The 23,916-nt window shown below is 50.4% G+C and carries 18 protein-coding genes; 7 read left to right on the top strand and 11 right to left on the bottom strand.

The window, feature by feature from the left end:
• Positions 1-26 precede the first annotated feature (26 nt).
• The 4 genes from ICL55_RS25780 to ICL55_RS25765 all read right to left on the bottom strand — a co-directional run bounded on the left by ICL55_RS25780 (position 27) and on the right by ICL55_RS25765 (position 5,050).
• Positions 27-959: an FHA domain-containing protein gene (locus ICL55_RS25780; RefSeq protein WP_188102904.1), complete on the bottom strand. Its 933-nt coding sequence runs from the start codon at positions 957-959 to the stop codon at positions 27-29.
• Positions 960-1,178: 219 nt separating this feature from the next.
• Entirely contained in the window at positions 1,179-3,287 is a 2,109-nt protein-coding gene (locus ICL55_RS25775) for a tetratricopeptide repeat-containing sensor histidine kinase (protein WP_223151593.1), read from the bottom strand.
• Positions 3,288-3,530: 243 nt separating this feature from the next.
• The gene (locus tag ICL55_RS25770; protein WP_188102900.1) at positions 3,531-4,499 is read right to left on the bottom strand and encodes a dimethylarginine dimethylaminohydrolase family protein; all 969 of its coding nucleotides are present in this window, start codon (positions 4,497-4,499) and stop codon (positions 3,531-3,533) included.
• A gap of 53 nt (positions 4,500-4,552) precedes the next feature.
• The gene (locus ICL55_RS25765; protein WP_188102898.1) at positions 4,553-5,050 is read right to left on the bottom strand and encodes an RICIN domain-containing protein; all 498 of its coding nucleotides are present in this window, start codon (positions 5,048-5,050) and stop codon (positions 4,553-4,555) included.
• 329 nt (positions 5,051-5,379) lie between these two features.
• Here ICL55_RS25765 and ICL55_RS25760 point away from each other — a divergent pair, with 329 nt between their 5' ends.
• The gene (locus tag ICL55_RS25760; RefSeq protein ID WP_188102896.1) at positions 5,380-6,483 is read left to right on the top strand and encodes a TIGR03118 family protein; all 1,104 of its coding nucleotides are present in this window, start codon (positions 5,380-5,382) and stop codon (positions 6,481-6,483) included.
• Between the two features lie 96 nt (positions 6,484-6,579).
• On the opposite strand, the gene ICL55_RS25755 is transcribed toward ICL55_RS25760, so the two are convergent.
• The 5 genes from ICL55_RS25755 to ICL55_RS25735 all read right to left on the bottom strand — a co-directional run bounded on the left by ICL55_RS25755 (position 6,580) and on the right by ICL55_RS25735 (position 13,893).
• Entirely contained in the window at positions 6,580-7,065 is a 486-nt protein-coding gene (locus tag ICL55_RS25755) for an anthrone oxygenase family protein (protein WP_188102894.1), read from the bottom strand.
• 113 nt (positions 7,066-7,178) lie between these two features.
• Positions 7,179-8,777, bottom strand: a complete 1,599-nt coding sequence (locus ICL55_RS25750; RefSeq protein ID WP_188102892.1) for a RagB/SusD family nutrient uptake outer membrane protein — start codon at positions 8,775-8,777, stop codon at positions 7,179-7,181.
• Between the two features lie 14 nt (positions 8,778-8,791).
• On the bottom strand, positions 8,792-12,181 hold the full coding sequence (locus ICL55_RS25745; RefSeq protein ID WP_246496584.1) for a SusC/RagA family TonB-linked outer membrane protein: 3,390 nt from the start codon (positions 12,179-12,181) through the stop codon (positions 8,792-8,794).
• A gap of 34 nt (positions 12,182-12,215) precedes the next feature.
• The gene (locus ICL55_RS25740) at positions 12,216-13,256 is read right to left on the bottom strand and encodes a FecR family protein (RefSeq protein WP_188102889.1); all 1,041 of its coding nucleotides are present in this window, start codon (positions 13,254-13,256) and stop codon (positions 12,216-12,218) included.
• A 46-nt stretch (positions 13,257-13,302) separates the two neighbouring features.
• Entirely contained in the window at positions 13,303-13,893 is a 591-nt protein-coding gene (locus ICL55_RS25735; protein WP_188102887.1) for an RNA polymerase sigma factor, read from the bottom strand.
• Positions 13,894-14,095: 202 nt separating this feature from the next.
• Here ICL55_RS25735 and ICL55_RS25730 point away from each other — a divergent pair, with 202 nt between their 5' ends.
• Both ICL55_RS25730 and ICL55_RS25725 read left to right on the top strand, forming a co-directional pair.
• A complete protein-coding gene (locus tag ICL55_RS25730) occupies positions 14,096-15,139 on the top strand; it encodes an ArsO family NAD(P)H-dependent flavin-containing monooxygenase (RefSeq protein ID WP_188102885.1) in 1,044 nt (347 codons plus the stop codon).
• An 87-nt stretch (positions 15,140-15,226) separates the two neighbouring features.
• The gene (locus ICL55_RS25725; protein ID WP_188102883.1) at positions 15,227-16,072 is read left to right on the top strand and encodes a carboxylesterase family protein; all 846 of its coding nucleotides are present in this window, start codon (positions 15,227-15,229) and stop codon (positions 16,070-16,072) included.
• A 5-nt stretch (positions 16,073-16,077) separates the two neighbouring features.
• On the opposite strand, the gene ICL55_RS25720 is transcribed toward ICL55_RS25725, so the two are convergent.
• Positions 16,078-16,815: a DUF4397 domain-containing protein gene (locus tag ICL55_RS25720; RefSeq protein WP_188102881.1), complete on the bottom strand. Its 738-nt coding sequence runs from the start codon at positions 16,813-16,815 to the stop codon at positions 16,078-16,080.
• A gap of 180 nt (positions 16,816-16,995) precedes the next feature.
• On the opposite strand from ICL55_RS25720, the gene ICL55_RS25715 reads away from it, so the two are divergent.
• The 4 genes from ICL55_RS25715 (at position 16,996) to ICL55_RS25700 (ending at position 23,049) form a co-directional block, all read left to right on the top strand.
• Positions 16,996-17,664: a response regulator gene (locus tag ICL55_RS25715; RefSeq protein WP_188102879.1), complete on the top strand. Its 669-nt coding sequence runs from the start codon at positions 16,996-16,998 to the stop codon at positions 17,662-17,664.
• A gap of 224 nt (positions 17,665-17,888) precedes the next feature.
• Positions 17,889-20,954, top strand: coding sequence for a SusC/RagA family TonB-linked outer membrane protein (locus ICL55_RS25710; RefSeq protein WP_188102877.1), 3,066 nt, complete (start codon positions 17,889-17,891; stop codon positions 20,952-20,954).
• An 11-nt stretch (positions 20,955-20,965) separates the two neighbouring features.
• On the top strand, positions 20,966-22,402 hold the full coding sequence (locus ICL55_RS25705; protein WP_188102875.1) for a RagB/SusD family nutrient uptake outer membrane protein: 1,437 nt from the start codon (positions 20,966-20,968) through the stop codon (positions 22,400-22,402).
• Positions 22,403-22,623: 221 nt separating this feature from the next.
• The gene (locus ICL55_RS25700) at positions 22,624-23,049 is read left to right on the top strand and encodes an SRPBCC family protein (protein ID WP_188102873.1); all 426 of its coding nucleotides are present in this window, start codon (positions 22,624-22,626) and stop codon (positions 23,047-23,049) included.
• A 47-nt stretch (positions 23,050-23,096) separates the two neighbouring features.
• Here ICL55_RS25700 and ICL55_RS25695 read toward each other — a convergent pair whose 3' ends face one another.
• Positions 23,097-23,849, bottom strand: a complete 753-nt coding sequence (locus ICL55_RS25695; RefSeq protein WP_188102871.1) for a patatin-like phospholipase family protein — start codon at positions 23,847-23,849, stop codon at positions 23,097-23,099.
• Positions 23,850-23,916 lie beyond the last annotated feature (67 nt).

The following is a 23,916-nucleotide window of genomic DNA, read 5'->3' as shown; positions in this document are numbered from 1 at the left end:
TTTGCTGTTTTCGGGCATCCCTCCCATCAGGGCAATATACCGCCCAGCTCTTCAGCTCCTTTGCTGATGCTGAAGAAAGGATGCCCTAAACGGACTTCTCCCATACGTCTTTCCACAACGTTGGCAAACATTTGCCCGAAGGACAGTTGTTCGTATAGCTGTTTCCGTAAGCGAAAAATCTGCAGGTTGATAAAATACACATCTATGTCTTTTCGCATCTCTTTGGAGATGTCTTTCATGAGTTCATCGAGAGAAATCCAGCCCTGCTCTTCCGGGCTTTGCCCTGAAAGATGGTCTGCCAGCCGTTTGCGCGCCAGTGCCAGCAACAGGTAATTATGCGTGCGGCTCCCCAGATCAATGAGCTGGTCATCAGATACCCGCAACTGTAACCGGATATGTTCTTCATTACTGCTCAACGTGAAAAGGAAAACGGTGTTGTTCACCAGATGTTGATGATCGATCGTATCATCCAGATAACCGTTGGCCACGAACAGCCACTCTTCATTCCGGAAAAACAAGCGGCTGCCATCCGCCAGATACGTGATATGTCCGTCCGTTTCGTATACCCATCCGTGATGGGGCGAACAATATATCCGTGCGTCCGTTCCGGTTGGCAATGGCAGGACCCGGTCTTTTGTCTGCACCGACTTCAGATAAGGAGCAGGAGGTTTCAGATCGATGATATTCCAACAGGTACCTTCCGTGCTGCCAAATCGTATCTGGTGTTTTTTGCTCAGCTTGCGGGTCGACTGGCACAGCAGTTCATTATCAATCAAAGTGCCGTTACGGCTGTGATCCCGCAGGTACCAGCCTTCCCGGCTCCAGAAAATAGTAGCATGGGATTGGGACACATCCTGCTGCGGTATCGTAGTGTGAACGATGGACGCATTGCGTCCGAAGGCATAATAGGGTGTTAATACAATCAGTTCTTTTGTTACAACATTGATCATACTTGCCATGGATAGTCAGTTTCATTTAAATGTCGACAACGATATGGCGATATTCAGATCAGATGGGGATGGCAGAGATTTCGGTCAAAAAGAGGGTAGATATAGGTAATCAATAATACCTCTCATGCTAAAATAAGCTATTTTTTTTCAAAAAACAGAAAGCCATATAGCATGGCTATACGGCTTTCCGTTGCATTTTTTTAGGTGTATGGTCCGATAGCGACCGTTTCAATGATGATTTGCCTCATTGTATTTCTCCAGTTCTACAATGAACTCAGTACCTTTTCCTTCTTCGCTTTCAAACCATATTCTGCCTCCGTGGGCATCTACAATTTGTTTGGAGATCGCCAGTCCGAAACCAAAAGATTCTTCTCCCATGGTGCCGCGGCGTTTTACGTCCTGTGAGAGATTAAAAATACTGCCTTTCAGCATATCTGGTATACCAATGCCATTGTCCCGTACCGTGATGCGGACAACAGCATCTGCCATTTGCATGGACACTTCCACCACACCGCCTACCGGACTGAATTTAACTGCATTGGTAATTAGATTGGAGAACACACGCCATATCTTCTCGCGGCTGGCCCATATAGTAGCATGAAAAAGATGAACAATAATTTGTTGTTGTTTTTCGCTGGCTTTCGCTTTGACGAGATCCACACAATAACGCAGGGCCACATCTACTTCCACCTGCTCTTTCCTGATGTCTCCGCGTATATTCATGTACAGCAGATTACTGATCAGCTCCAGTGCCATATGCCCGGATTGCTGAATAAGGTGTAATGCTTCGTTATGCTGCTCTGCCGTCACATCGCCGTAATGCTGTAGGAAGTCGGCCATGGAAATCATATTGCTCACCGGGTTGCGAAGGTCATGTGCTACAATTTTGAGCATGCGGGTGTTATCCTGCTGGCTGTGTTCCAGCGCCCGCAGGCCTTTTTCGAGATGTTCATTCTGCCGGGTGATCACCCGATTGAGGCTTTCCAGCTTGGCCGCCTGCTTTTTGGAACGCTTGGAGTATTGCCAGATAAGCACGCCAATGATGACCACCATCAATGTAAAGAGCAGCATGACGCTGAGGTAGATATTTTTGATTTCGTTTTGTTTTTTCAGCAGGTCCAATTCCATCTCACCAGACAGATAATTAAACTGTGTATTGATATCCACCGCCTGAAAAGGATCATCCAGGGATGCCAGTGAGTCTTTCATGCGCTGATAACTTTGCAGGAATGCCAGCGCATCTTCGTGCCTACCGATAGCTTCATAATATGCCGACTGTAATTCCCGCCATGACAGCTCAGCCGCGCTGACAGGTAAGGAATCGAGGGCTGTTCTCATTTTCAGCAATCCCTCCCGTGCCTCCGGGAATCTTTTTTGTGCCAGTTGCAGCTTCACCAGTTTGCCCATCGTCATCAGCGCGTCCCTGAATTCTGTACCCTGTAAGAGATTGATCCGGACACTTTCGTTCAGCAGTTTTTCCGCCGCAGCTGTATCGCCGGTCCGTAAGAACAGGCTCCCTTGATTACCCAGAATTACCGCTTCCGCAGCCAGTGTATACATCACCTGGTTGGGCAATTTCATAAAAGGGGCTTTGTATTGCCGGATATAACGCATAGCGCTGTCGTAGTAAAACATCGCACTGTCTTTTTGATCCTGATGATCAAAACACAATCCGATATTATCCAGCTGCCCCTGTTGATAACAAAAGCGATAAAACGGCTTGGCATTGCAGGCTGCCAGCTCCCCAAACATCTCCCTGAAATAAGGAATCGCAAGGTTATATTTTCGCTGCCGGTAATATACCATCGCCAGTCTCAGGCTGTATTCTCCCATATCACAGGAATCACCGGCCCGCTGAATAAATGTTCTGCCTTCGTAATATAACGACACGGCGTTGTCCAGTTTTCCTTCATCCCGGCATATATCCCCGATGTACATCAATGCCCTGCCATATTCTACGGCATACCCCGGCCTGTCGGTTTTTCCCGACAACACGCGCAATATACTGTCTGCATATAGTCTCGTATGAAAGCGGTCGTTTTGACTAAGCCAGTAGTAATCGAGCTTATACCGGTATTTCCATGCCAGGTCCATCGGTCCCGGCTTAGGGAAGCCTGCGTACACAGAATCCAATATGCGGAAAGCCTCCGACTTCCGGCCGGGGGCGAGAAGATCTATTTTCTGAAAAACCGGTTCAAAATATGCCGGATGATCTACGTTATCATTATCAGCATGGTTACAGGCCATCGACAAACAGCATAACAAGGGGACCCACCAACACCATATTTTTATTTTTCCATTAAAGCGATGATCACAATACACAGGGAAAAAACGCATTCAAAATAATTATTATACCAAAAAACAGTGTTCATCTGTCCAATGCTTCATAAAACCAGGGTAACAAAATCTGTAAGTCCTCCGAACATTCTCTACCAAATATAATGATCAGGAAAGACATTCACAACAGGCGGGATAATATAGTTAAAAACTTCACTGGCAGGACATTTCCAACCACAGGAAGCCTTTTTTCAGAAAGGTATTTTTACGGGAAAGGATAGATTTCTTCTTGCTGTGTCTGCTTCAGCTTTTGCGTAACAGCGGTTGGGTACTGCAACGGAAAGAGCCACCGAGGCTGCGGGTGATATGGAAATCCACATATTCCACCGCTACACCGCGGCTGGCTATCCGGTCGCCGATATGCCGGAACACCGGATCGGTCACATATACCTCCGGGCTAAGCGGCAGTCCGTTCGTAGCCAGGTTGGTGGTTTCTTTATAAGTCACATCGATACGGTCCCACGAGCGTAGTTTATCAGGGATGCCATCTTTGAAGGCAGCTGCACATACTACCATCAGTCCATCTCTGATAAGGCCAAGGGCACAGTCCAGATGCAGGATATCAGGTTGCAGCCGCACGATCTCCAGTGTATACCCGTGGGGGCGTAGCAGCTTTTCCAGCCACCGGGCGCCCAGCGCATTGGAGGCAAGCCCGGAGCTGCCAACAAAAATATGTTTGTCCAGCACCAACACATCGCCACCTTCAATGAAAGGGCCTGGGCCGTGCGTCGCATCATCGGGAGATGCTACTGCTGCACGTGGTGCTGCCACGTAGATACTATCTTCCGGATACACCCGTTCCTGCATTATGTCGCGCATGGGCAGTACTTCCATACGGCGGTGCAGCAAACGCATGGACCCTTCTATCACCAGATTACCGACCGTAAAGAAAGGGTCCCGGGAGAAAAAATTAGCGTAGCCGTCATCACCACCGGCCTTTTTCTCCGCGGCGGTGAGGCGCCGTGGACGCAGCACTTCCACACCATGTTTGAGCAGTACCGTTTTAAAAGACTCGCGTTCTTTTATCCAGGCCTGTTGATTCTCCGGATAGGCGTCACCGTAGTCCATACCTGTTTTAGTGTGCAGGTCGGCGCGTGCTTCCGGCGTCAGGAATTTCAGGTCTTCTTCCCGCTGCACCTTAGGCATACCAAATTCTGATTCGGCCAGTACGACGGTGCGCAGTGGCGCAAATTCGCTTTCAACAAAGATCATAAGACAACGGCATTTTAGTGGGTAAACAATCAACAACGAAAAATTATTTTTTGTTACATAGCAGGATGTTGTTCCTTCAATGTCCAGTGTTGTAATGCGGTATTATTGGCAGGCGCCAGTACCACAGGGGCGTTCACCGCTCCTTTGTCATCGGCGGGCGTCAGATAAAGTGTTGTTCCTTTTAGTCGCACCAGATACTGGTCTTTACCGGCGGGAAGAAATTCATATTGCTGCGTGTCTTTGCCGCTCTCCAAGGGTTGCTCTTCCAGTGTTGTTCCCGCTGCTGTAACCTGCGGCTGCAATGTTTTGCCGGAGTACAGGTTCACCAGCTGATATGTATTGTCTGCCACCTGTTTAAAATCCCAGGTCACACATTTCCAGTTGACCGGCGAATACGCTACAATGGGCGTACCATTGCGGGTATCAGCATCTTTGATGCGCAGCAGGATGCCGGTTTGCACATTACAGATAGCATACGTCCCGGAAATGTGCTGAGAAAAAACAGTATTAGTGACGGTGGTCATCAAAAGAAAAAGCAACATTGGTTTCATAAGGCTCAACAGTTTGTTACGATGAAATTTCGGAAGTCCAGGCAGATTCATCAAATATAATCTATGCGTGGTAAAAACAATCGAATGTTGCATGTAACCGCACCCAGCCACCACAATATTTTTTTTAACATTCGCACAACATTTCCTGCTGGTTAATCCTTATTTATTCATCTCACCTCCTGAAAAAAAATCACCCCAAAGAGAAATCGTGTTCATCGTGTTTGGTATTGATGATTACTAAGACTGGCAGAAACCCCTTTTCACCGAAGGTTGTCGCATGACAGCGCTTCACCTATACTATTATCTTTCACATTTTAAAATGTATCAACATGAGCGCATTGTTTAAAAAAATGCCGGCAGTATCAAAGCCTGTCGGAACGCCCCCCAAATTTATTCGAGCCGGCATCGCGATGACGGTCATCACTTTTATGTTGGCGGTAACCAGCTGCCATAAGAATGACCCTTTCCATGCCTGTGACCAGTGTGACTGTCTGGGCAAAACTTACAAACAAACCAATCTGGTAGCTGACACCCTCGGTTTCAATGCATCCCTCATTGATCCGCATCTGTTGAATGCCTGGGGCATTGCCGTAGGGCCTACAGGGGCCTTCTGGATTTCCTCCAATGGTGACGGCTCCAGCGTGATCTATGACAAAAACGGTGTCACCCTGAGACCGCCCGTAACCATCCCTTCACCAGGAGGTAAAGACCCCGGCACTCCTACCGGACAGGTGTTCAACAGTACCACCAGCTTCAAGGGCGCTCACTTTATTTTTGCTACAGAAGACGGCACCATTGTATCCTGGACATCAGGCAACACGGGTGTGATTGAGGCCAACCGCTCCTCTTTCAATGCTGTTTACAAAGGCATTGCACTGGCCAGCGACAGTGGCAAAAACTACATTTATGCCACCAATTTCCACAATGGCACCATCGATGTATTTGACTCCGCCTATCACTACGTTTCCACCAAACCATTCCATGATCCGGCTATCCCGGCAGGCTTTGCGCCGTTCAATATCCGGAATATAGAAGGTGTTCTTTTTGTTACCTATGCCAAACAAGCGCCTGGCGGGAAAGACGATCAAAAAGGCCCAGGCAATGGATATGTAGACCTCTTCAGACCTAATGGCACCCTTATCAGAAGGTTTGCCACACAAGGCACACTCAATTCACCATGGGGCATCACACAGGGCTGCTCCGGTATGGAAGATGGCGTGATCCTCATCGGCAATTTCGGCGACGGGCATATCAACGCATATAGTGAAAAAGGAACTTATCTCGGACAGTTGCAGAAAGGTAATGGTCCGGTTATCATAGATGGCTTATGGGCACTGGAAAGCAATGTGCCTTCAGCCCCGAATCAGCTGTTCTTCACTGCAGGTCCTGATGACGAGTCACATGGTTTGTTTGGTTATCTCCGTAAAAACTAACATCCACTTATATCAGCACAGCGACGAGCAACTGCAACGTCAGCAAAAAAGCCGGGCGTATTACTGCGCCCGGCTACATCTATGAAGAACGTCATGTTAAACTGATGACTTCAGGCAGGCGATGATGACCATCGTCACCGTAGCAATGGCTGCTGCGGTACGAATGGCGTTCAACCTGTTCCAGGGCCGTTCAAAACGCGCACGGTGCGCGGCCAGTGCCTCACTGTCGTCCTGCAACGACACCTTGTCGAGCGCATTATTCAACGGCACATTGCCACCTGCAGTAACGCCAAAAACACCCACTATGTAAGTGAGGGCAGCTGCCAGCAACCATCCCCCCGCTGGCGGCATTCCCTCGCGGTACATCAGCCAGCTGCTGAGCGGAAGCAAAAAAACAGGCCCCATAAATCCGACAAAAAATACCGGATTGAGGATCGCCCGGTTGATAGACTGCATGGCTGCCAGATAAGCAGCATCCGACAAACGGCCCAGGCCGGGATTGACAGAATAGGAGTAGGCGTAGAACAGGCCTCCCATCAACGCCGCCGTAACGGCCGTTATCAGTAATAAAAAGAATAGCATAGTAACAGATCAGGTTGTACCTAAAGATAGGTAACCTGTAAAAACAACAGCGGAATTTTTCCGGTAACAGGAAAAATTCCGCTGTTTGTTATCATGACTTCGTAACCGGAAGATTACCAGCCGGGTGTTTGTTTGTAGAGGCCGTTGGTACGGGCAATCTCATCCGGGCTGATAGGCCATGCCATATGTTTGGCCGGATTAAAATTACGCGCTGGCCAAACCTCTTTGATGGTATAGGGAGAAGCAGGGTCCTGGCGGTTAGCATGGATACGGCCATGCAGCGGTGCGTTGATCTTGTCATAATCGCCCCATCTTTTCAGGTCATGGAAACGATCTGTCCACTCACAGGCCAGTTCCACCCGACGCTCATGTTTCAGATCAGCGATGGTAGGATTGGTTACCGGTGTCAGCCCCACCCGCGCCCTTACTTCGTTAAGCGGCGCTGCGGCTTCACCATTGCGGCCCAGCTGTATCATGGCTTCCGCTTTAAACAGCAGTATCTCCGCATAACGCATCAGCGGCAGGTTAAGCGCCGTAGTAGGATAGTCCGGGTTAGAGCTGGCGAAAACGTTGCTGGCCATGTCACCGTTGGAACCGTAGCTGTAGGGCTCCATATATTTATTGATCTGGAAACCGGACAGACTGTTGGTAGAGAAATATTGTCTCGCCTGACCGATATACACGAACGGATCACCAAACTTCAGAATCGTTACTTCCCTGCGCGGGTCGTTGGCTTCATATTCTTCATACAGCTCTTCTGTTGGCTGGAAGTAACCCCATCCATTGTATTTGGTCCATCCTTTATTTTCCAGTACTACACCGGGAAACTCAGAACCACCCTGGATGCTGGAGTTAACAGACCAGATATATTCAGATGACCAGTTGTTGGCCACACGGAAAACAGCCTGGTAGTTTTCGCGGCTGCTGGCTTGTCCGCTGATGAGTGCACGATGGCCTTCATCGCGGATTTTATCGCACAATGCCGGCACCAGTTGCCATTTGGTTTTATCATACTGTGCCCAGTAAGCATATACTTTCACCATATAACCCCATGCTGCAGCTTTGTGCGCACGGCCTTTATCGCCGTCTTTATACGTTTCGAACAGCGGCAGCATGTCAGCGGCTTTTTGCAGGTCGCTGATGATCTGCGTATAATTGTCCGTTACTGAAGGCAGCTGTGGTGGTATACGTTTGCCATATTCAGGATTCTCAGGGCCGTCAAATGGAACACCCTGATCTTTGTGGCCATAGATGTAGGCTACCCAGAAATGCGCGAAACCACGCATGAAATAAGCTTCTCCCAGGGATTGTTTACGTACCTCTTCCGATACGTTCACCGCCTTCGGAATATTTTCAATCGCCTGATTAGCCCTGTTGATCATATTGTACAACTTCTCCCAACCATTGGTCAGATAACCTTCCCGACCACTGGGAATGAAGTTCTTGATGTTTTCACCATCAGCCTTGGTACGCCCTACGATCAGGTCATCGCTGGCATCCTGCACCCAGAACAGGTCACGGCCCCAGGTATATTCATCTTTCATTTCCACATACATGGCGGCGGTAGCTTTACGCAGGTCGTTATCGCTCTGCCAGAAAAAAGCGGTGGAAGGCGAACCATTGGGTTTAGTGTCTACCCATTTATCGGCGCACGAACTCCAACCGGCCATCAGCGCCATCAGTGCGGGTATATAGATATATTTCTTTTTCATGATTGTCAGTTTGATCAGAATTTAACATTAAGGCCCAGGGAATAGGTGCGGGAAACAGGGAACTGTCCGCCATCAAGACCGATACCGCCCACTTCAGGGTCCATACCGGTGTATTTGGTGAAGGTGAGCAGGTTGTCACCGCTGAAGTATACACGCAGACCGTTGTTCCAGCGCATCTTGCTGAAGGTGTAACCGATCAGCAGGTTTTTCAGGCGCAGGTAGTTACCATTTTCAAGGTACCAATCAGAAGCCGTCTGGAAGTTTTTGTTGGTATCATCCGCAGAAATACGGGGGATATTGGAACCGGTATTTTCAGGAGACCAGGCGTCCAGGATTTTGTCCCAGCGGTTGTATCCTTGTTCTGCACCGTTCAGGGTAGATTGTTTGAAAGCGTTGAACAGCTTCACACCACCCACACCCTGCAGGAACAGGCTCAGATCAAAGTTTTTCCAGGTGAAGCTGGCAGTGAAACCATAAGTCAGTTTCGGGAAAGCAGCACCCATGTATACACGGTCAGCATCATCGATTTTACCGTCGCCATTCTCGTCGATGAATTTCAGGTCACCGGCTTTGGCATTAGGCTGGATCTTCTGTCCGTTTTTCTGATAAGCATTGGCTTCTGCGTCTGACTGGAAGATACCGGCAGACTGTATCAGCCAATAAGAATAATAAGGCTGTCCTACTTTGGAACGGTAAGGGGTCAGCACTGTTCTCCAGTTGTCGCTGTGCGTCCATACAGAATTAGGGTTCTCGTCGATTTCCAGCACACGGTTTTTCAGGGTGGCCATGTTAGCGCTCAGGTTATAACCTACCTGACCGATTTTATCCTGCCAGCCCACCGCTACTTCGATACCTTTGTTGCCGATTTTACCCTGGTTGATCAACGGAGCGGTAAGGCCAAAGGTTTTAGGCCAGTAAGTATCCTGTTGTTTGATCAGGTTGTAGGTCTGCTTGTCGAAATAATCAGCTGTTATTGTCAGGCGTTGTTTCAGCAGCGCGATATCGATACCGATGTCTGTTTGCTGAGATGTTTCCCAGGTAAGGGTAGGGTTAAATCGTTTATCGATAAACAGCGCATTGGACAGTGGTGCACCATTACCCACCTGGTAGGTGTAGTCGTTGGCCAGGAGCGGATAACCATAGTAGCGGTCCACAGAAGCGATGTTACCGATACGGCCCCAGCTGGCCCTGATTTTCAGCAGGTCAACAGCCGGTACCCGGAAGAACGGCTCAGAGCTTACTTTCCACGCGGCGGTCACACCAGGGAAACCTTTATCGCGGAAACCGGAAGGCAGCCTGCCGGCGATATCATAACGGTAGCTACCGGTCAGGAAATAACGATCGGCCCAGCTATAGGAAACTCTTCCCACGTAAGAAACGTTTCTGTCTTTCCATTCACCATCTGTTGGACGGTCCTGGTCAAATACAGACGCCAGTGACATAAAACGGGCCCAGTCAGATTCGTTTTCAAAACCTCTGGCAGCAATCGCGAAGTTGCGGTTACCAGCCTCCTGTCCTGTCATGGACAGCATAGCGCCGATGTTGTGTCTCTTCAGGATCTTGTTGTAGTTGAGCGTATTTTCCCACAGCCAGTTGTAATCTCTGTCTGTAGAGTAAGACAATTTATTTTGCGCGTTGGCTTTACCTGGCTCCAGTCTTCTGGGTTCAAAATTCTTCCAGAAAGCATTGGTTTGACGATAAGAGAAGCGGGTTAAATAAGTAAGGCCGGGGATGATGTCGGAGACAGTCAGTTCCGTCACTGACTGCAGATCGCTCTTTTTGTTGAAAGGCTGGTTACGCAGCAGGGCAGCAACAGGGTTCACCACGTCGCCATGGACACCGAGGTATTTGGAATCGGCAGGGCCTACGCCGCCGAAGGAGCCATCAGCATAATAAGGGGTAGCAGAGCGGGGCATGTAGATAGCGGAAAGGATAACGCCGGTATAACCGCTGGAAGTTTCCGCATCGCGGTTATCGTTGTTGTTCCAGAAGATGTCCTGCCGCAGTTTTACGTTCTTCGACAACTCATAGTTAGCGTTGAAGCGAAGGGAAATGTTCTTGTTGTAGGTATTGAGCAGTGTTCCTTCTTCATTTTCGTAACGTGCCTGCAACAGGGTGGAGAATTTCTCTGATCCTGCATTCAGGCTTACGTTGTGGCGTTGTATCATGCCGGTGCGGAATATCTCCTTCATCCAGTTGGTACGGGTTACCTGTGCATAGGGATTGAGAGAAGCGTCCCATCCTGGCAACGGTGGTTTGCCCGCATTTTTGTAAGCCAGGTTAGATACTTTCGCTTCATCTTCGGCGCTCAGGGACTGGAGCGTACGCCAGGCCTGTTTAGCACCTACGAAACCGGTGTATTGCACCTGCGGCACCCCTTTGGTAGCCTGACGGGTAGTAATGAGGATAACACCTGCGGCGCCGGCGAAAGCACCATAGATAGCGGAAGATGCCGCATCTTTCAGTACGGTGATGGATTCCACATCGGCCGGGTTGTAAGGAGCATTAGGCACTCCGTCTACTACGTATAACACGCTTTCTTTGCCACGGGAGCCTACGCCACGGATCACCACACTGTTGGCATCTTTGGTATGGCCACCATTGCTGACAACGGTGATACCGGGTACTTTACCCTGGATCATATTGGCCACGTCCATTACCGGGCGTTCCTTGATTTGTTTCATGTCCGGCACTGTTGCCACAGCGGCGGAGAGGTCACTTTTTTTAGCGGTACCGTAACCGATGACCACCACTTCATCCAGCGCCGTGTTCCCGTTTTTCATCACGAGGTTGAGCGTGTTACCGCTGCCGGGCGTGAGCTCTGTGGTCTGATAACCTACATAGCTGAAGCTGATGATCGGGTTTTCTGTATCGATGGTGATTTCATATCGTCCTTCAGGATCGGTGATGGCCCTGTTTTTAGTGCCTTTCACCCATACGGTCACACCGGGGATAGGTTCGTTGTTTTCAGTCGTTACACGGCCGGAGATACGGCGGGCTACAATCTGTTTGCCGCTCTGCGGGGCGTCCTGCTGTTGTGTTTTACGCAGCAGAATAGCTTTATCATTCACGCTGTATTCAATGCCTGACTGATCCTGAAGCTGGTGCAGTGCTTCATTCAGGGTAATGTTATTGGCTTTGAAATCGCGGATGATGATGTTGTCAAAATCCTGTTTGACATAGTTAAAAGTGAAGCTGCTTTGGTTGCTTAATGCTTTTAGCACCTGTGACAAAGAAGCGTTGGACATGTCCAGTTTCACTTTTTCGTTCAGGCTGTTTTGCCGGCCGAAACCGATGGTGGCGGGGAGCAGGCAGCACCCCAGCAACAGGAAGCGTTTCATCCCTGACATGGCAAGCCCGCCGCTGCGGACCCGATGGTCCGAGACTGTAGATTTCCTTTTCATAATAAAAATTGTTTTTCGGAGTGTTGTAGCTTTTTTAAAAAATCGTCACCTCTCTACCGGAAATTTTATACTGTTTACGACTGATATAACATATGTTGTCCAGCATTCCCGTGAAACTATCTGTTTTGAACATCACGGTAATATTCTTTTCAATATCCTGTTTGTTTTTCCAGCTAACGGAATAGCCGTAGCGGTCGCAGAGCCTTTCCACGGCGTCTTTGAGTGAAATGTCGGCAGCGGTGAAAACGCCTTCTTTCCAGGCGGCCACTTTAGCGGCATCGGTTTCGTTGACCTGCATCAGGGTATCGTCGGCATGGCAGGCAGCGGCATAACCTGGCTGCAATATCAACGTCCTGGCATTTTCCGGATGTGCTTTCACCTGTACTTTTCCCTGCAACAGCGATACGCGGGTGATCTTCTCGCCGGCATAAGCTTCCACATTAAACCGGGTGCCCAGTACTTTGATGGCCATATCACGCGTATGAACGACAAATGGTCTTTTTTCGCTGGCATGAATATCGAAGAAACCTTCACCGATCAGTGTCACCCCTCTTTCATGGCGGTTAAAATCTTTTTTCCACGCGAGGGTGGCATGTGCGTTTAACCATACCCGTGAACTGTCGGGCAGCGTTACCTGTTTGATGCCGGCTGTTTCGTTGGTGACCGTCACCATACCGATCAATACAGGTGATGGATGTGGTGTAACCGTTTGTTGCCGCCATAACCAGCCTGCCCCTGCCAACAATACGATACTGGCCGCAGCGGCCCATCGTTGCCAACCCCAGGGCTGAAGCCCCGGGCTACGTTGTGTTTCAGGTCCGGTAGCTGAAGGTTTTTGTCCGAAGGTGCGGTCTACCGCCTTCAACCCGGAGGTATCCACCGGCAATGCGCTGCGGAAGCCGGCCAGGAACTGCTGCCGCCGGAGGTCTGCTTCCAGTCCTTCCAGATCGACAGGCGTTCCCGCTCCCAGACTGTTATACCATTTGTCCAGGACCGCCAGTTCTTCAGGGGTGCATTTCCCTGCATGAAATTTTTCTAACAGGGCTTGTGCCCCGGGATAATTTTGCGGTGTCATCTACTAGAGAATACCCGATGCGAAAGAAATGTTAACTACGCCAACGTTAAGAAATTGTAAACAACATCCAGGCAGATACCAGGCTAACTGCCAGCGATGGATTGGCTTTAATATGTGTCTTTACCTGCTTCAGGGCACGGCAGTATAACACACGGGCGGATGCCGCATCTATATCGAGGATGCCGGCGATCTGCTGGTAGGAATAATGATGACGCACCCGTAGGGTCATCAGTTGCTGTTGGCTGGGCGATAAGGTGTCCAGTGCTTTATTGAGAATGGCTTCCTGCAACCCGTACAGTTCTTCCTGGGCAAAAGTACCCGGCGTTTCCAGCGAATCATTTAATAATAATTCCAGGTGCTTCAGATGGGCCTGATAACGGCCTGCTGTACGGTAATACTTAAATATACGGAGCTTAAGGGCATGCAAAAGATAATACTCAAGACCTTCATCTTTAGGAGCAGTTTCCCATTTCTCCCAGAGGGAAAGAAAAACATCCTGCACGATATCAAACGCGTCGTGTGCATTCGTTTTGGCCACAGCAATGGCCAGCAGCTTGTTCCAGTAAACACCCACAGATTGCTCAAAATCCGCCACAGCGCCGACTTTACAGGAATTGATTGGTTTATGCACGGTCATAAAAGGAAATATAACAGTCTCAACAAAAGTAATCGTTCAATATTACGTGGATATTAATTTTCTCAGCAGGGCTGGCGCGCGCTCAATAAATGTTGCAACACCTGCTGTACGGTCGGCACGTCGTTATACCGAATATAATCCTGTTTTTTGAAAAAAGAAATACCTGTTTGGCCGGCTGAACATATTATCGTAAACTACATACATGGAATATGATGTAATTATCATTGGTGGTGGCCAAAGTGCGCTTTCTGTGGCTTATTATCTCCGGCGCACCTCTCTGCGTTATCTGCTGCTCGACGGCGAAGCCCATCCGGGAGGCTCCTGGCAGCATGGATGGCATTCGCTCTCCCTTTTTTCGCCGGCATTATGGAGCTCGTTGCCCGGTGTGCTGATGCCCGGCGGTCAACAGTATTACCCTACCCGCGATGAAACCATCCATTATTTACAAGAGTATGAAAACCGCTATCAGTTTCCGGTACAAAGGCCGGTAAAGGTGCTGAGCGTGGAAAAACAGGCCGGCGGCTACCGGCTGGATACCACCGCGGGCAGCTACCATGCCCGTGCTGTGATCAGCGCCACCGGCAGCTTCGTGAATCCGTACATTCCGGACATCCCCGGGAAAGAGCGTTTTCGTGGCGCCCTGCTTCATTCCTCCTCGTATCAGTCGCCGGAAATATTCAGGGACCAGCGTATAGCCGTGGTCGGGGAAGGCAACTCCGGCGCGCAGATACTGGCAGACCTGTGGCCCGTGGCCGATACCCTGTGGATTACCCGACAGCCGCCCACCTTCCTGCCCGACCATATCGACGGTAAATATCTTTTTGACGCCGCCACCATGCAGTATGAGGCCATGCAACAAGGCAAAGACTTCCAGCGGCCTTCCCTCGGCCAGATCGTGATGGTGCCGCCGGTGAAGGCAGCGCGGGACAAAGGCGTTTATCAACATTACCTGCCTGCCTTCGATTATTTTTATGAAGATGGCATTGCCTGGGAGAACGGACAAAAAGAAACCGTCGACACCGTTATCTTCTGTACCGGCTTCCGGCCCGCATTGGCACACCTGCAACCGCTGGGCATTATGCAGCCCAACGGCAAAATCAACACCCGCGGCACTGCCGCCACGGACATGCCGGGATTATGGCTGGTAGGCTACGGACAATGGACCGGCTTCGCCTCCGCCACCCTGATAGGCGTAGGCAGGACCGCCCGTAAGACCGTGGAAGAGGTCAGCGCCTATCTGCAATAACAGAACCCACGCTTCAAGATAAATTGCGTTTATTTTTTCCCGATGCCGTCAAAGATTGGTACAACTTATGGTAGTAGGCCCTTTTGTATGAAAAAGCTATTGTTCCTTTGTATATGCGGGCTGTCGTCATGGATGGCCAACGCGCAAAAAAATACCGGTTATTCCCTCATCCGTATCATGCCGGACAAAGGCAAAGCCGATAGTATCAAAAACGTTCTTAAGGAAATGGACCCTCATCCCTTTGAGGCCTTGTCCTTCCGGACGGTCCGTTATCGTCTGATGAAGCCCGCCGCTTTACAGAAGCATAAACGTTATCCGTTGGTATTGGTGCTCCATGGCTCCGGTGCGGTAGGCACCGACAATATCAGTCAGCTGGGCCTTCTCGCCAAACTATGGGCGCAGCCCCGCGTCCGGCGAAGTTACCCGGCATTTGTGGTGGCGCCGCAATTTCCCGAACGCTCCTCCAACTATGTGATGGACAGCAGCCGGCACACGCTGGTATCTGTGCCTGGTCCTAATATCAATACGGTGCTGGCATTGGTGGACTCTTTAAAGAAAGTACTGCCGGTAGATGGCAGACGCATATATGTGATTGGTTTTTCTATGGGAGCTTCCGGTGTTTTCAACAGCATCGGCCAGCGGCCCGACCTTTTCGCTGCCGGTGTGGCCATTTCCGGCATCCCCGATTTCGATCACCTGCCTGCATTGGAAGCTACTCCCCTATGGGTGGTCCATGGTAATGCCGATACAGAAAACCCCTACCGCACCGACTCCATGCTGATCCGCACTTTACAGGGGCGCCAGCTGCGGGCCTGGGAGATTGATCAACTGCCACATGAAATATTCAGTGATTTATATACCACAGACATATTGCCGGAATGGTTGTTCAGCCACTCCCGCTGGTTCACCTGGCAAAGCAGCATGCAGCAATAGGATGATCAGTGACGGATCTGCCCGAGGGCCAGCGCATAAGGAGGCTGGCCTTTCATGAGACCCTGCAGATAAAGGGTGAAAGTGCCTCTTTCATTGAGCTTTACCCGGGGGATGTCCAACAGGGTTTCCAGTACATCGTCTTTCCACTGTTTCACCTTTACCTGATACACTCCTCCTTTTACAGCTTTAAAAGCCGCTATGGCCGCAGGATTACGCTGGGAGGCCAGGTAAGGCACTGCCGCGCCGGTCAGCCGGATACTGTCTGCTTCCATGAACAGGTCTACCACCACCGGTGCTGCATCCGCAGAAAGATGAAGGAAACGTACCTGTGCGCTGCCTGCAGCCGGCACAGGGATATTATCGGGAACAAGGGTATAATTGAGTCTTGACGGGCTTCCCCGGAGGGTATCATAAATAAACAGGGAATATTTCTTTCCGTGTTCTATGCGCAGGCTATCTGCGATGACGACTTTACCATCGGCTGTTTCCACCATCAGGTCGTCGGTGTCTTGTGTATTAACGCTGCGGTAGGCGCTGCCATAACGGTTGCTGTAACTACCATAGGATAATTTATTCACCCTTCTTCTCTCATTATACACCACACTGACGGGGCCTGCCTGGGGCGCCGCGTTTACCGCCATCAGCAAAGCCTGTTGAGTAGCAGGCCTGCTCTTGTCGTCCTCACAGGAAACAAAAACAAATGCAGTCAATACTGCCGGCAGCAAGGTCTTCCAATTCGTCATAAAAAATCGCAAAAATAAAAGATGTCTATTGATAAGACATTAAAAAAAACAACACCCCCTACCGGGTAATGTAAAATTAACAGGCCTTTGTGATTAAAAACAGGCATTGGCGGATTAGAATATTTTAATCACCCGCGGAGAATGCGTGTGGTGGCTTAATTTAGCCATCACCTTACAATTATGAATATCTTATTGATAGAAGACGAACCCAGTGTAGCAGCATTTATCAGAAAAGGACTGGAAGCACATCAACATACGGTCACGGTAGCATACGACGGACGAGACGGCTGCCATGTGGCCATACAATATGATTACGACCTGGTAATACTGGACCGGCTGTTGCCCTCCCTTCATGGACTCGAAGTTTGCCGCCGCATCAAATCTGCTAAAAAAGGCCTGCCTGTACTGATGTTGACTGCCTTAGGGACCGTAAGAGATAAAGTAGAGGGCTTTGAAAGCGGCGCAGATGACTATATGCCCAAGCCTTTCCATTTCGAGGAGCTGCTGGCCCGTATCCAGGCGCTGCATCGCCGCAGGCAAACCAATACGCCGGCCGCCATATACCGCGTGGCCGACCTGGAAATGAACTGCTATAACCGCACTGTTTTCCGGGGCGGCAAAGAAATTATCCTTACCGTAAAAGAGTTCTCCCTGCTGGAAGTACTCATCACCCACAACAACAAAGTACTGTCCCGCGCCTATATGGCCGAAACCGTATGGGGCATCGATTTCAACAGGGGAACCAACCTCATAGATGTATATATCAACTACCTGCGCGCCAAGATTGATAAAGGTTTTAACCAACCGCTTATCCATACTGTTGTTGGTGTAGGCTATGTCCTGAGATAAATTACGAATGATGAATTACGAATTACGAATTAAGCGTTTCTTTATAGAGAGGTTACTAATTGAACTTCCCACGGAGAGGTCCTCCATTCGTAATTCGTAATTCGTAATTTTTTAATTGCCTTCTAACAGTTACCCACTCCCTCTTAACTCCGCTCTAATACACTGCTGCTAGCTTTGCATCCGTATTCAACAGCCTATTCATTTTATTCATTACACAACTGATTATGCACATCAAATCTATTCTCCTGTTTGTAGCACTGCTGGCAGTATCGCTTGCCGGCATAGCACAGCAACGGACTATCCGGGGAACGGTCACCGATTCGCTGACACAGCAACCTTTGATCGGTGTCACCATAGCAGTGCCCGGCACCGCCACCGGCGTAGTGACCGACGCTAATGGTCATTACACCATCGTTCTGCCCAACGGAAAGAACATCCTTCGATTTTCGTATATAGGTTACAGTGACCTATCCCTCAAAACAACGCCGGGCAATGACGAACTACATGCGGCCCTTTCGTCCGTATCGCAGTCACTCAACAGCGTAGTCATCACAGGTTATACGCAACAAAGCAAATCCCGTACAACCGGCGCCGTTACCAGTCTGCCTACGGCCGTTACCACACAGGCGCCGGTAGCCTCCTTCGATGTGATGTTGCAGGGACGCGCCCCCGGCCTGTATGTCGGCACTCCTACCGGCCAGCCGGGAGAAGCCGGCCGTGTGTCCATCCGTGGCCTCGGCTCTATCAACGGTGATGTGAACCCACTATACGTCGTAGATGGCGTACCGGTCGCCAACAACTCATTCGCGGCACTCAACCCGGAAGATTTTGAAACCATCCACGTACTCAAAGACGCGGCTGCCACCGCACAATATGGCTCCCGCGCCGCCAACGGCGTGATCGTTATCACCACTAAAAAAGGAAAAGCCTGGGAAGACGGAAAAGTACGCGTGAACTATCGTGGCCAGTTTGGCGTGTCTGGTCTCAACAGCAGCAAATGGGATATGATGAACACCAGCCAGCGCCTGCAGTTTGAAGAGATACTCCAGGACCCCACCCTGCCGGGATGGGCTTATTCCCGCAACAACCCCAACAAACTGGTAAACGGTACCCTGGTACCTAAAACTGCGGAAGACTATACTTTCGGCAGTCAGTACCTCGACAGCCTCCGGCAGATCAACACCGACTGGCGCAAACACCTGTTGCGGCAGGGACGTATCCAGACGCACGCACTGAATGTTTCCGGCGGCAACGAGAAAACCACTTTCTATCTCTCCGGCGGTTATTTTAACCAGGAAGGTATTGCGCTCAACTCGGGCATGGAACGCTACAGCCTGCGCGCCAATGTACAAAACCGCAGCGGCAGGTTTAAAACTACGCTCAATATGGGCATCTCCACCGCCACCATCAAATACATACAGGACGAAGGCGTGGCTGAAGAAGGCGGCGCTGCTGTAGGCGGCGGTGGCATCACTGAAAAAAATCCCATCGCGGCATTATATTATGCCTTGCCATATGAATCGCCCTACGGCAAACCAGGGCCGGGCCGCTACGGCGCCAACGCGCTGGATGCCTATGCCAACAGCCTGAAAAAAGACAACCAGATAAAAGCCGTGTTGTCATTGAATGAAACGGTGGAGCTGACCAAAGACTTTCAGTTGACCGGCACCGTGGGCATGGACTTTCAGCAGAACAACGCCACCAATTACCTGAATCCGGATTCATGGTATGGTAAACTGGTGAGCAACGGCAATCAGGGCTCTTATGAGCGGGGACTGACAAACAGGCTGGGACTGGTTGCCACCGGTGGCATACGATATAACAAACAGTGGGGAAAACATCACGAAGTAGAAGCTAATCTCTTGTCTGAAATCAACAAAATAAAAGGCAATGGTTTTGGTTTTACCGGCTATGGTCTCGTACCTGAGCTGCCCGGCACACCTGGCGGTATTACGCCCGGTACACCTGACAACAACTTCATTCCGTTGGTAAGTGGACAAACAACTCCCAACCGGCTGCTGATATCTCAAATTGCATTGTTCCGCTATTCCTACGGTGACAAATATACGATTTCGGCCAGCCTGCGCCGTGATGGCTCATCTCAGGTACCCGCCGCCAACCGCTACAAATTCTTCTATGCCATCGGCGGTAACTGGAACATACTGGCAGAAGATTTCCTGAAAGACCAGCAGGCCTTCAGCACCCTGCGGCTGCGCGCCAGTTACGGCCTTACCGGCAATGCCGGCGGCTTCACCAGCGACTATGGTTTCAGAACACTGTACAGTCCTGCTGACTACAACGGCAATAAAACGCTCGTTCCCACCACACCCGGCAACCCTGCCTACAACTGGGAAATGAACCGTATCAGCGATATAGGGCTGGAGTTCGGCTTCTTCCATAACCGCCTGCGGGGTGAAATAGACCTGTACAATCGTGTTACCGAAGGACTCTTTGTGAACCGCAATCTTTCACATACCACCGGTTTCCCTACCATCGCCGCTAATGCCGGCAAGGTGCGTAACCGCGGGATAGAACTGATGCTGGAAGGCGATGCCATCAAAAGCAGGGATTTCTCGCTCACCCTCGGTTTGAACCTGGCTTACAATAAAAACAAGATCCTGAGCCTGGGCGGGGAAGATCAGATCTTTGCGGACGAAGCCACCATGAATATGGTAGGCCGGCCACTGGGCAGCTTCTATGCCGTACGCTGGAAAGGAGTAGATCCGCAGACAGGTGCGCCGATCTATCTCGACAAAGAAGGAAAAGAAACCAACACCTATAATCCCGATGATGCCGTGCCGTTGAAAGCAACCTATGATCCGCCGCTGATTGGTGGCGCCACGATGAGCATCCGGTACAAACGTTTCGATTTATCTATGCTTGTCAGCTTTATCCACGGCATGTCACGCCTCAATTACCCTGATCTGTATGCCCATTCCGGCAGCCCGAATTATCGCCGGTACAGTCAGTCCAGAGACATGCTCAATATCTGGCAGAAGCCCGGCGATATCAGTCGATACCCTGGTGCACAATATGCCACCTACTTCACTTCCCGCGATGTCGCCAGCGCTGATTATGTGAAGCTGCGCAACATCACGCTGGGATATAACATCCCTGTACCGCAGCGTATGTCCGGCGCCATCCGAAACGTGAAAGTCTTTGCCAGTGGGCAGAACCTGCTGTCCATCATGAAATGGCGCGGCTTCGACCCAGAAGATGCCAACGACATCGCACAATACGAATACCCGATGCCCCGCACCATTACCGGCGGTATTAACGTCACCTTCTAAATTTTCCCGACATGAACCGTATCATCAAACAGATAGCAGTCGTTTGCTGCGCCGCCACTCTTACCGTTTATAACACCTCGTGCAATAACATGCTGGAGGTAAAACCCACCGATCAGGTAGATGGTGAAGATATCTTCCAATCGCTTTCCACCGTAAACCGGGCCGTGCTGGGCGTTTACGCCGGATGGGAACCCGAACACACTTTGCGCATTGGTTCCGTGATGGCAGACGAATGCCGCATCGGATTAAAAAATGCCGGCGTGAACGGGTCTGCCCAAAACCTGTTCAGATGGGCTTTTGCCGGCGGCGACGCAGAAATTTCCGCACCGTGGACCAACGCCTATCAGGTGATCAACCGTGCGAACCGTATCCTGGCAGGCATAGGCCGCGTGCCCGCCAACAATACCGCCGAAGAGCAGCAGAAGCAGCAGCTGCGTGGAGAACTGCTGGCCATCCGTGCCTTTGAGCACTTTGAGCTGTACCGCAATTACAGTTACGCCGGTGTATACCAGCCCGATGCGCCCGCCGTACCTTATGTGACCAGCGCGGACATCAACAACAAACCATCCCGCCCTGCTGCCGCCGATTTTTTCCGACAGTTGCAAAGCGATCTGGAAGCAGCACTCACCTTATCAGGAGAGCGTGTAACCGACGACGTTACCCGCATGAATACACAGGCCATATATGCCCTACAGGCAAGAGTAGCCCTCTACACCGGCAACTGGGCCGTGGCAGCGGAAAGCGCCACCCGGGCCATCGGCCGGCTGACACTGGCGGGCCGCGAAGAATTTCCCGCCATCTGGACCGATAAGAGTAACGCCGAAGTGATCTTTAAGCTGAAACGGACCAACCTGAGCACACTGCGTCCCGGCGATATCTGGAAAAACCCGTCTATCGGCATCGTTTATTTTGCGCCCTCACAAAAACTATTAAAGGCTTACGACAAAGAGCATGATATCCGCTACAGCAGCTATTTCGCCCAGGACGCGTCCCTGGCCGCCGACGGACAGCTCATAGATGTGGTCCGGAAATATGCAGGGGAAGAAGGAGCCGAAAACCGCAATGACGTGAAAGTATTCCGGATATCAGAGATGTACCTGGTCCGCGCAGAAGCCAACATGCACCTCGGCAAACTGCCGGAAGCCGCAGCAGACCTGAATACCATCGGCCATGCCCGTATACAGGGATACGAGGCGCCCGCGTTCAGCAACGTGCAGCAGTTGCTCAAAGCCATCCTGCTGGAAAGGTTTCTGGAACTGCCTTTTGAAGGGCATCGTTATTATGATTTAAAAAGACTGGGACTGCCCATACAAAGGGACGAGGCCGATCTGCAACAGGGAGACACACAAACAGACCTGCCGCCTGCGGCGCTGTATTATTATCTTCCTATCCCACAATCAGAAATATTGAGCAATCCAAATATAAAACCCAACAATAAAGGGTGGTAAACACAACGGACGTAATCGAAAAATGGGGCTTGATAACCATCAACAAAAAGAAAGGGGCAGTTTTCTACTGCCCCTTGTTGTTTTATAAAGCGCCATAAAACAAAAAACAACGTTGGCGCAAAACGCCTCCTATTTGCCGTGATCACACACGTTCCGTCCGGCGAAGTCGCCGTAAGTTTGTATCGTTAACAACAGTCAAAAAATAATCTAAAATATTTATCATGACAACCGCAAATCAGACTACCATCACCGTTGAAAGCACGATCAATGCTCCTATTGAAAAAGTATGGCAATACTGGAGCGCTCCGGAACACATCACCCAATGGTGCGCAGCATCTGACGACTGGCATGCTCCGGAAGCCACCAACGACCTGCGTACCGGTGGCAAATTCAGCACTACCATGGCCGCAAAAGACGGCAGCTTCAGCTTCGATTTCGGCGGTGAATACACGGAAGTAAAAGAACATGAGCTGATCGCTTATGTGTTGGGTGATGGCCGCAGGGTGAAGATCATCTTCAACAGCTACGGTGACACTACGCACATCGCGGAAACTTTTGACCCGGAAAGCACCAACTCCCTGGAAATGCAGCATGCCGGATGGCAGGCCATTCTGGACAACTTCCGCAAGTACACAGAAAACAATTAACTCCATATATACCAGGCCGGGGCGCAAGCGCTCCGGCCTGATTTTTTTTAATCTTCCATGGTTGCTTCCAGCAACTTTCGCGTATAGTCGAGACCGATAGTATAGATCGCGTCAAATTTATTAAAATCGAAGATCCCATACTTTCCCAGTCCCTCCGGCTCTACAAAAAATGCACATTGTTGTTTGCTTTTCAGCACCGGGTCCTGGATGGCCATGTGCACTGTACGCTCCATGTTAGCGAAGAAGCTGCCCGCCGGATTGTACGGCGTCAGCGGGTTTACATGCACGCCTATCACACGCTCATATTTTGCCAACAGCGGCTCCACAGGTAAGTTGCCTGAAAGCCCTCCATCTACATACGGCACGCCGTCTATCTCCACCGGCCGAAATAACAACGGAACAGTAGACGCAGCCAGGACGGCCGGTATCAGCGGACCGCGATCAAATACTTTCTGTTCCCCGCTGGCGAAGTTAGTGGCAGTCACATACAGCGGCAGGGGCAACGTTTCAAAGGTGGTATGTCGCAGGTTTTTCTTTAATGCATCTTCCACTTTCTTCAGCGAAAGGAAACCGGCGCGCCAGTTTTTCCACTCCATCGACAATCCCAGCTTCTGTTGCTGGAATATCTCCCTGACTTCATCGGTATGAAATCCGTCGCAGATAAATGCGGCGGCGATAGAACCCGCGCTGGTAGCGGCAATGGCTTCCGGAAAAATCTGCCGTTCGGCAAAGGCTTTCAATACTCCCAGGTGGGCATACCCCCGGGCGCCGCCCCCGGACAATACAAACGGACGTAACATAGGCTAATGGGATGCGGTTTAATGCATGTCCGAAGATAGCCAAAAAAACAAACGGGAGGAGACGCAC

This window comes from Chitinophaga varians, from assembly GCF_014529945.1.
In the GTDB taxonomy this organism is placed as follows: domain Bacteria; phylum Bacteroidota; class Bacteroidia; order Chitinophagales; family Chitinophagaceae; genus Chitinophaga; species Chitinophaga varians.
This window is presented reverse-complemented; position numbering and strand designations above follow the sequence as displayed.

Excerpts from the sequence above, each read along its gene's own strand:
- ICL55_RS25725 (WP_188102883.1), top strand. The coding sequence starts at position 15,227 with ATGAAAAAGCTATTGTTCCTTTGTATATGCGGGCTGTCGTCATGGATG.
- ICL55_RS25780 (WP_188102904.1), bottom strand. The coding sequence starts at position 959 with ATGGCAAGTATGATCAATGTTGTAACAAAAGAACTGATTGTATTAACA.
- ICL55_RS25765 (WP_188102898.1), bottom strand. The coding sequence starts at position 5,050 with ATGAAACCAATGTTGCTTTTTCTTTTGATGACCACCGTCACTAATACT.
- ICL55_RS25700 (WP_188102873.1), top strand. The coding sequence starts at position 22,624 with ATGACAACCGCAAATCAGACTACCATCACCGTTGAAAGCACGATCAAT.
- ICL55_RS25750 (WP_188102892.1), bottom strand. The coding sequence starts at position 8,777 with ATGAAAAAGAAATATATCTATATACCCGCACTGATGGCGCTGATGGCC.
- ICL55_RS25775 (WP_223151593.1), bottom strand. The coding sequence starts at position 3,287 with ATGCGTTTTTTCCCTGTGTATTGTGATCATCGCTTTAATGGAAAAATA.
- ICL55_RS25710 (WP_188102877.1), top strand. The coding sequence starts at position 17,889 with ATGCACATCAAATCTATTCTCCTGTTTGTAGCACTGCTGGCAGTATCG.
- ICL55_RS25705 (WP_188102875.1), top strand. The coding sequence starts at position 20,966 with ATGAACCGTATCATCAAACAGATAGCAGTCGTTTGCTGCGCCGCCACT.
- ICL55_RS25755 (WP_188102894.1), bottom strand. The coding sequence starts at position 7,065 with ATGCTATTCTTTTTATTACTGATAACGGCCGTTACGGCGGCGTTGATG.
- ICL55_RS25760 (WP_188102896.1), top strand. The coding sequence starts at position 5,380 with ATGAGCGCATTGTTTAAAAAAATGCCGGCAGTATCAAAGCCTGTCGGA.
- ICL55_RS25730 (WP_188102885.1), top strand. The coding sequence starts at position 14,096 with ATGGAATATGATGTAATTATCATTGGTGGTGGCCAAAGTGCGCTTTCT.
- ICL55_RS25740 (WP_188102889.1), bottom strand. The coding sequence starts at position 13,256 with ATGACACCGCAAAATTATCCCGGGGCACAAGCCCTGTTAGAAAAATTT.
- ICL55_RS25715 (WP_188102879.1), top strand. The coding sequence starts at position 16,996 with ATGAATATCTTATTGATAGAAGACGAACCCAGTGTAGCAGCATTTATC.
- ICL55_RS25695 (WP_188102871.1), bottom strand. The coding sequence starts at position 23,849 with ATGTTACGTCCGTTTGTATTGTCCGGGGGCGGCGCCCGGGGGTATGCC.
- ICL55_RS25735 (WP_188102887.1), bottom strand. The coding sequence starts at position 13,893 with ATGACCGTGCATAAACCAATCAATTCCTGTAAAGTCGGCGCTGTGGCG.
- ICL55_RS25720 (WP_188102881.1), bottom strand. The coding sequence starts at position 16,815 with ATGACGAATTGGAAGACCTTGCTGCCGGCAGTATTGACTGCATTTGTT.
- ICL55_RS25745 (WP_246496584.1), bottom strand. The coding sequence starts at position 12,181 with ATGAAAAGGAAATCTACAGTCTCGGACCATCGGGTCCGCAGCGGCGGG.
- ICL55_RS25770 (WP_188102900.1), bottom strand. The coding sequence starts at position 4,499 with ATGATCTTTGTTGAAAGCGAATTTGCGCCACTGCGCACCGTCGTACTG.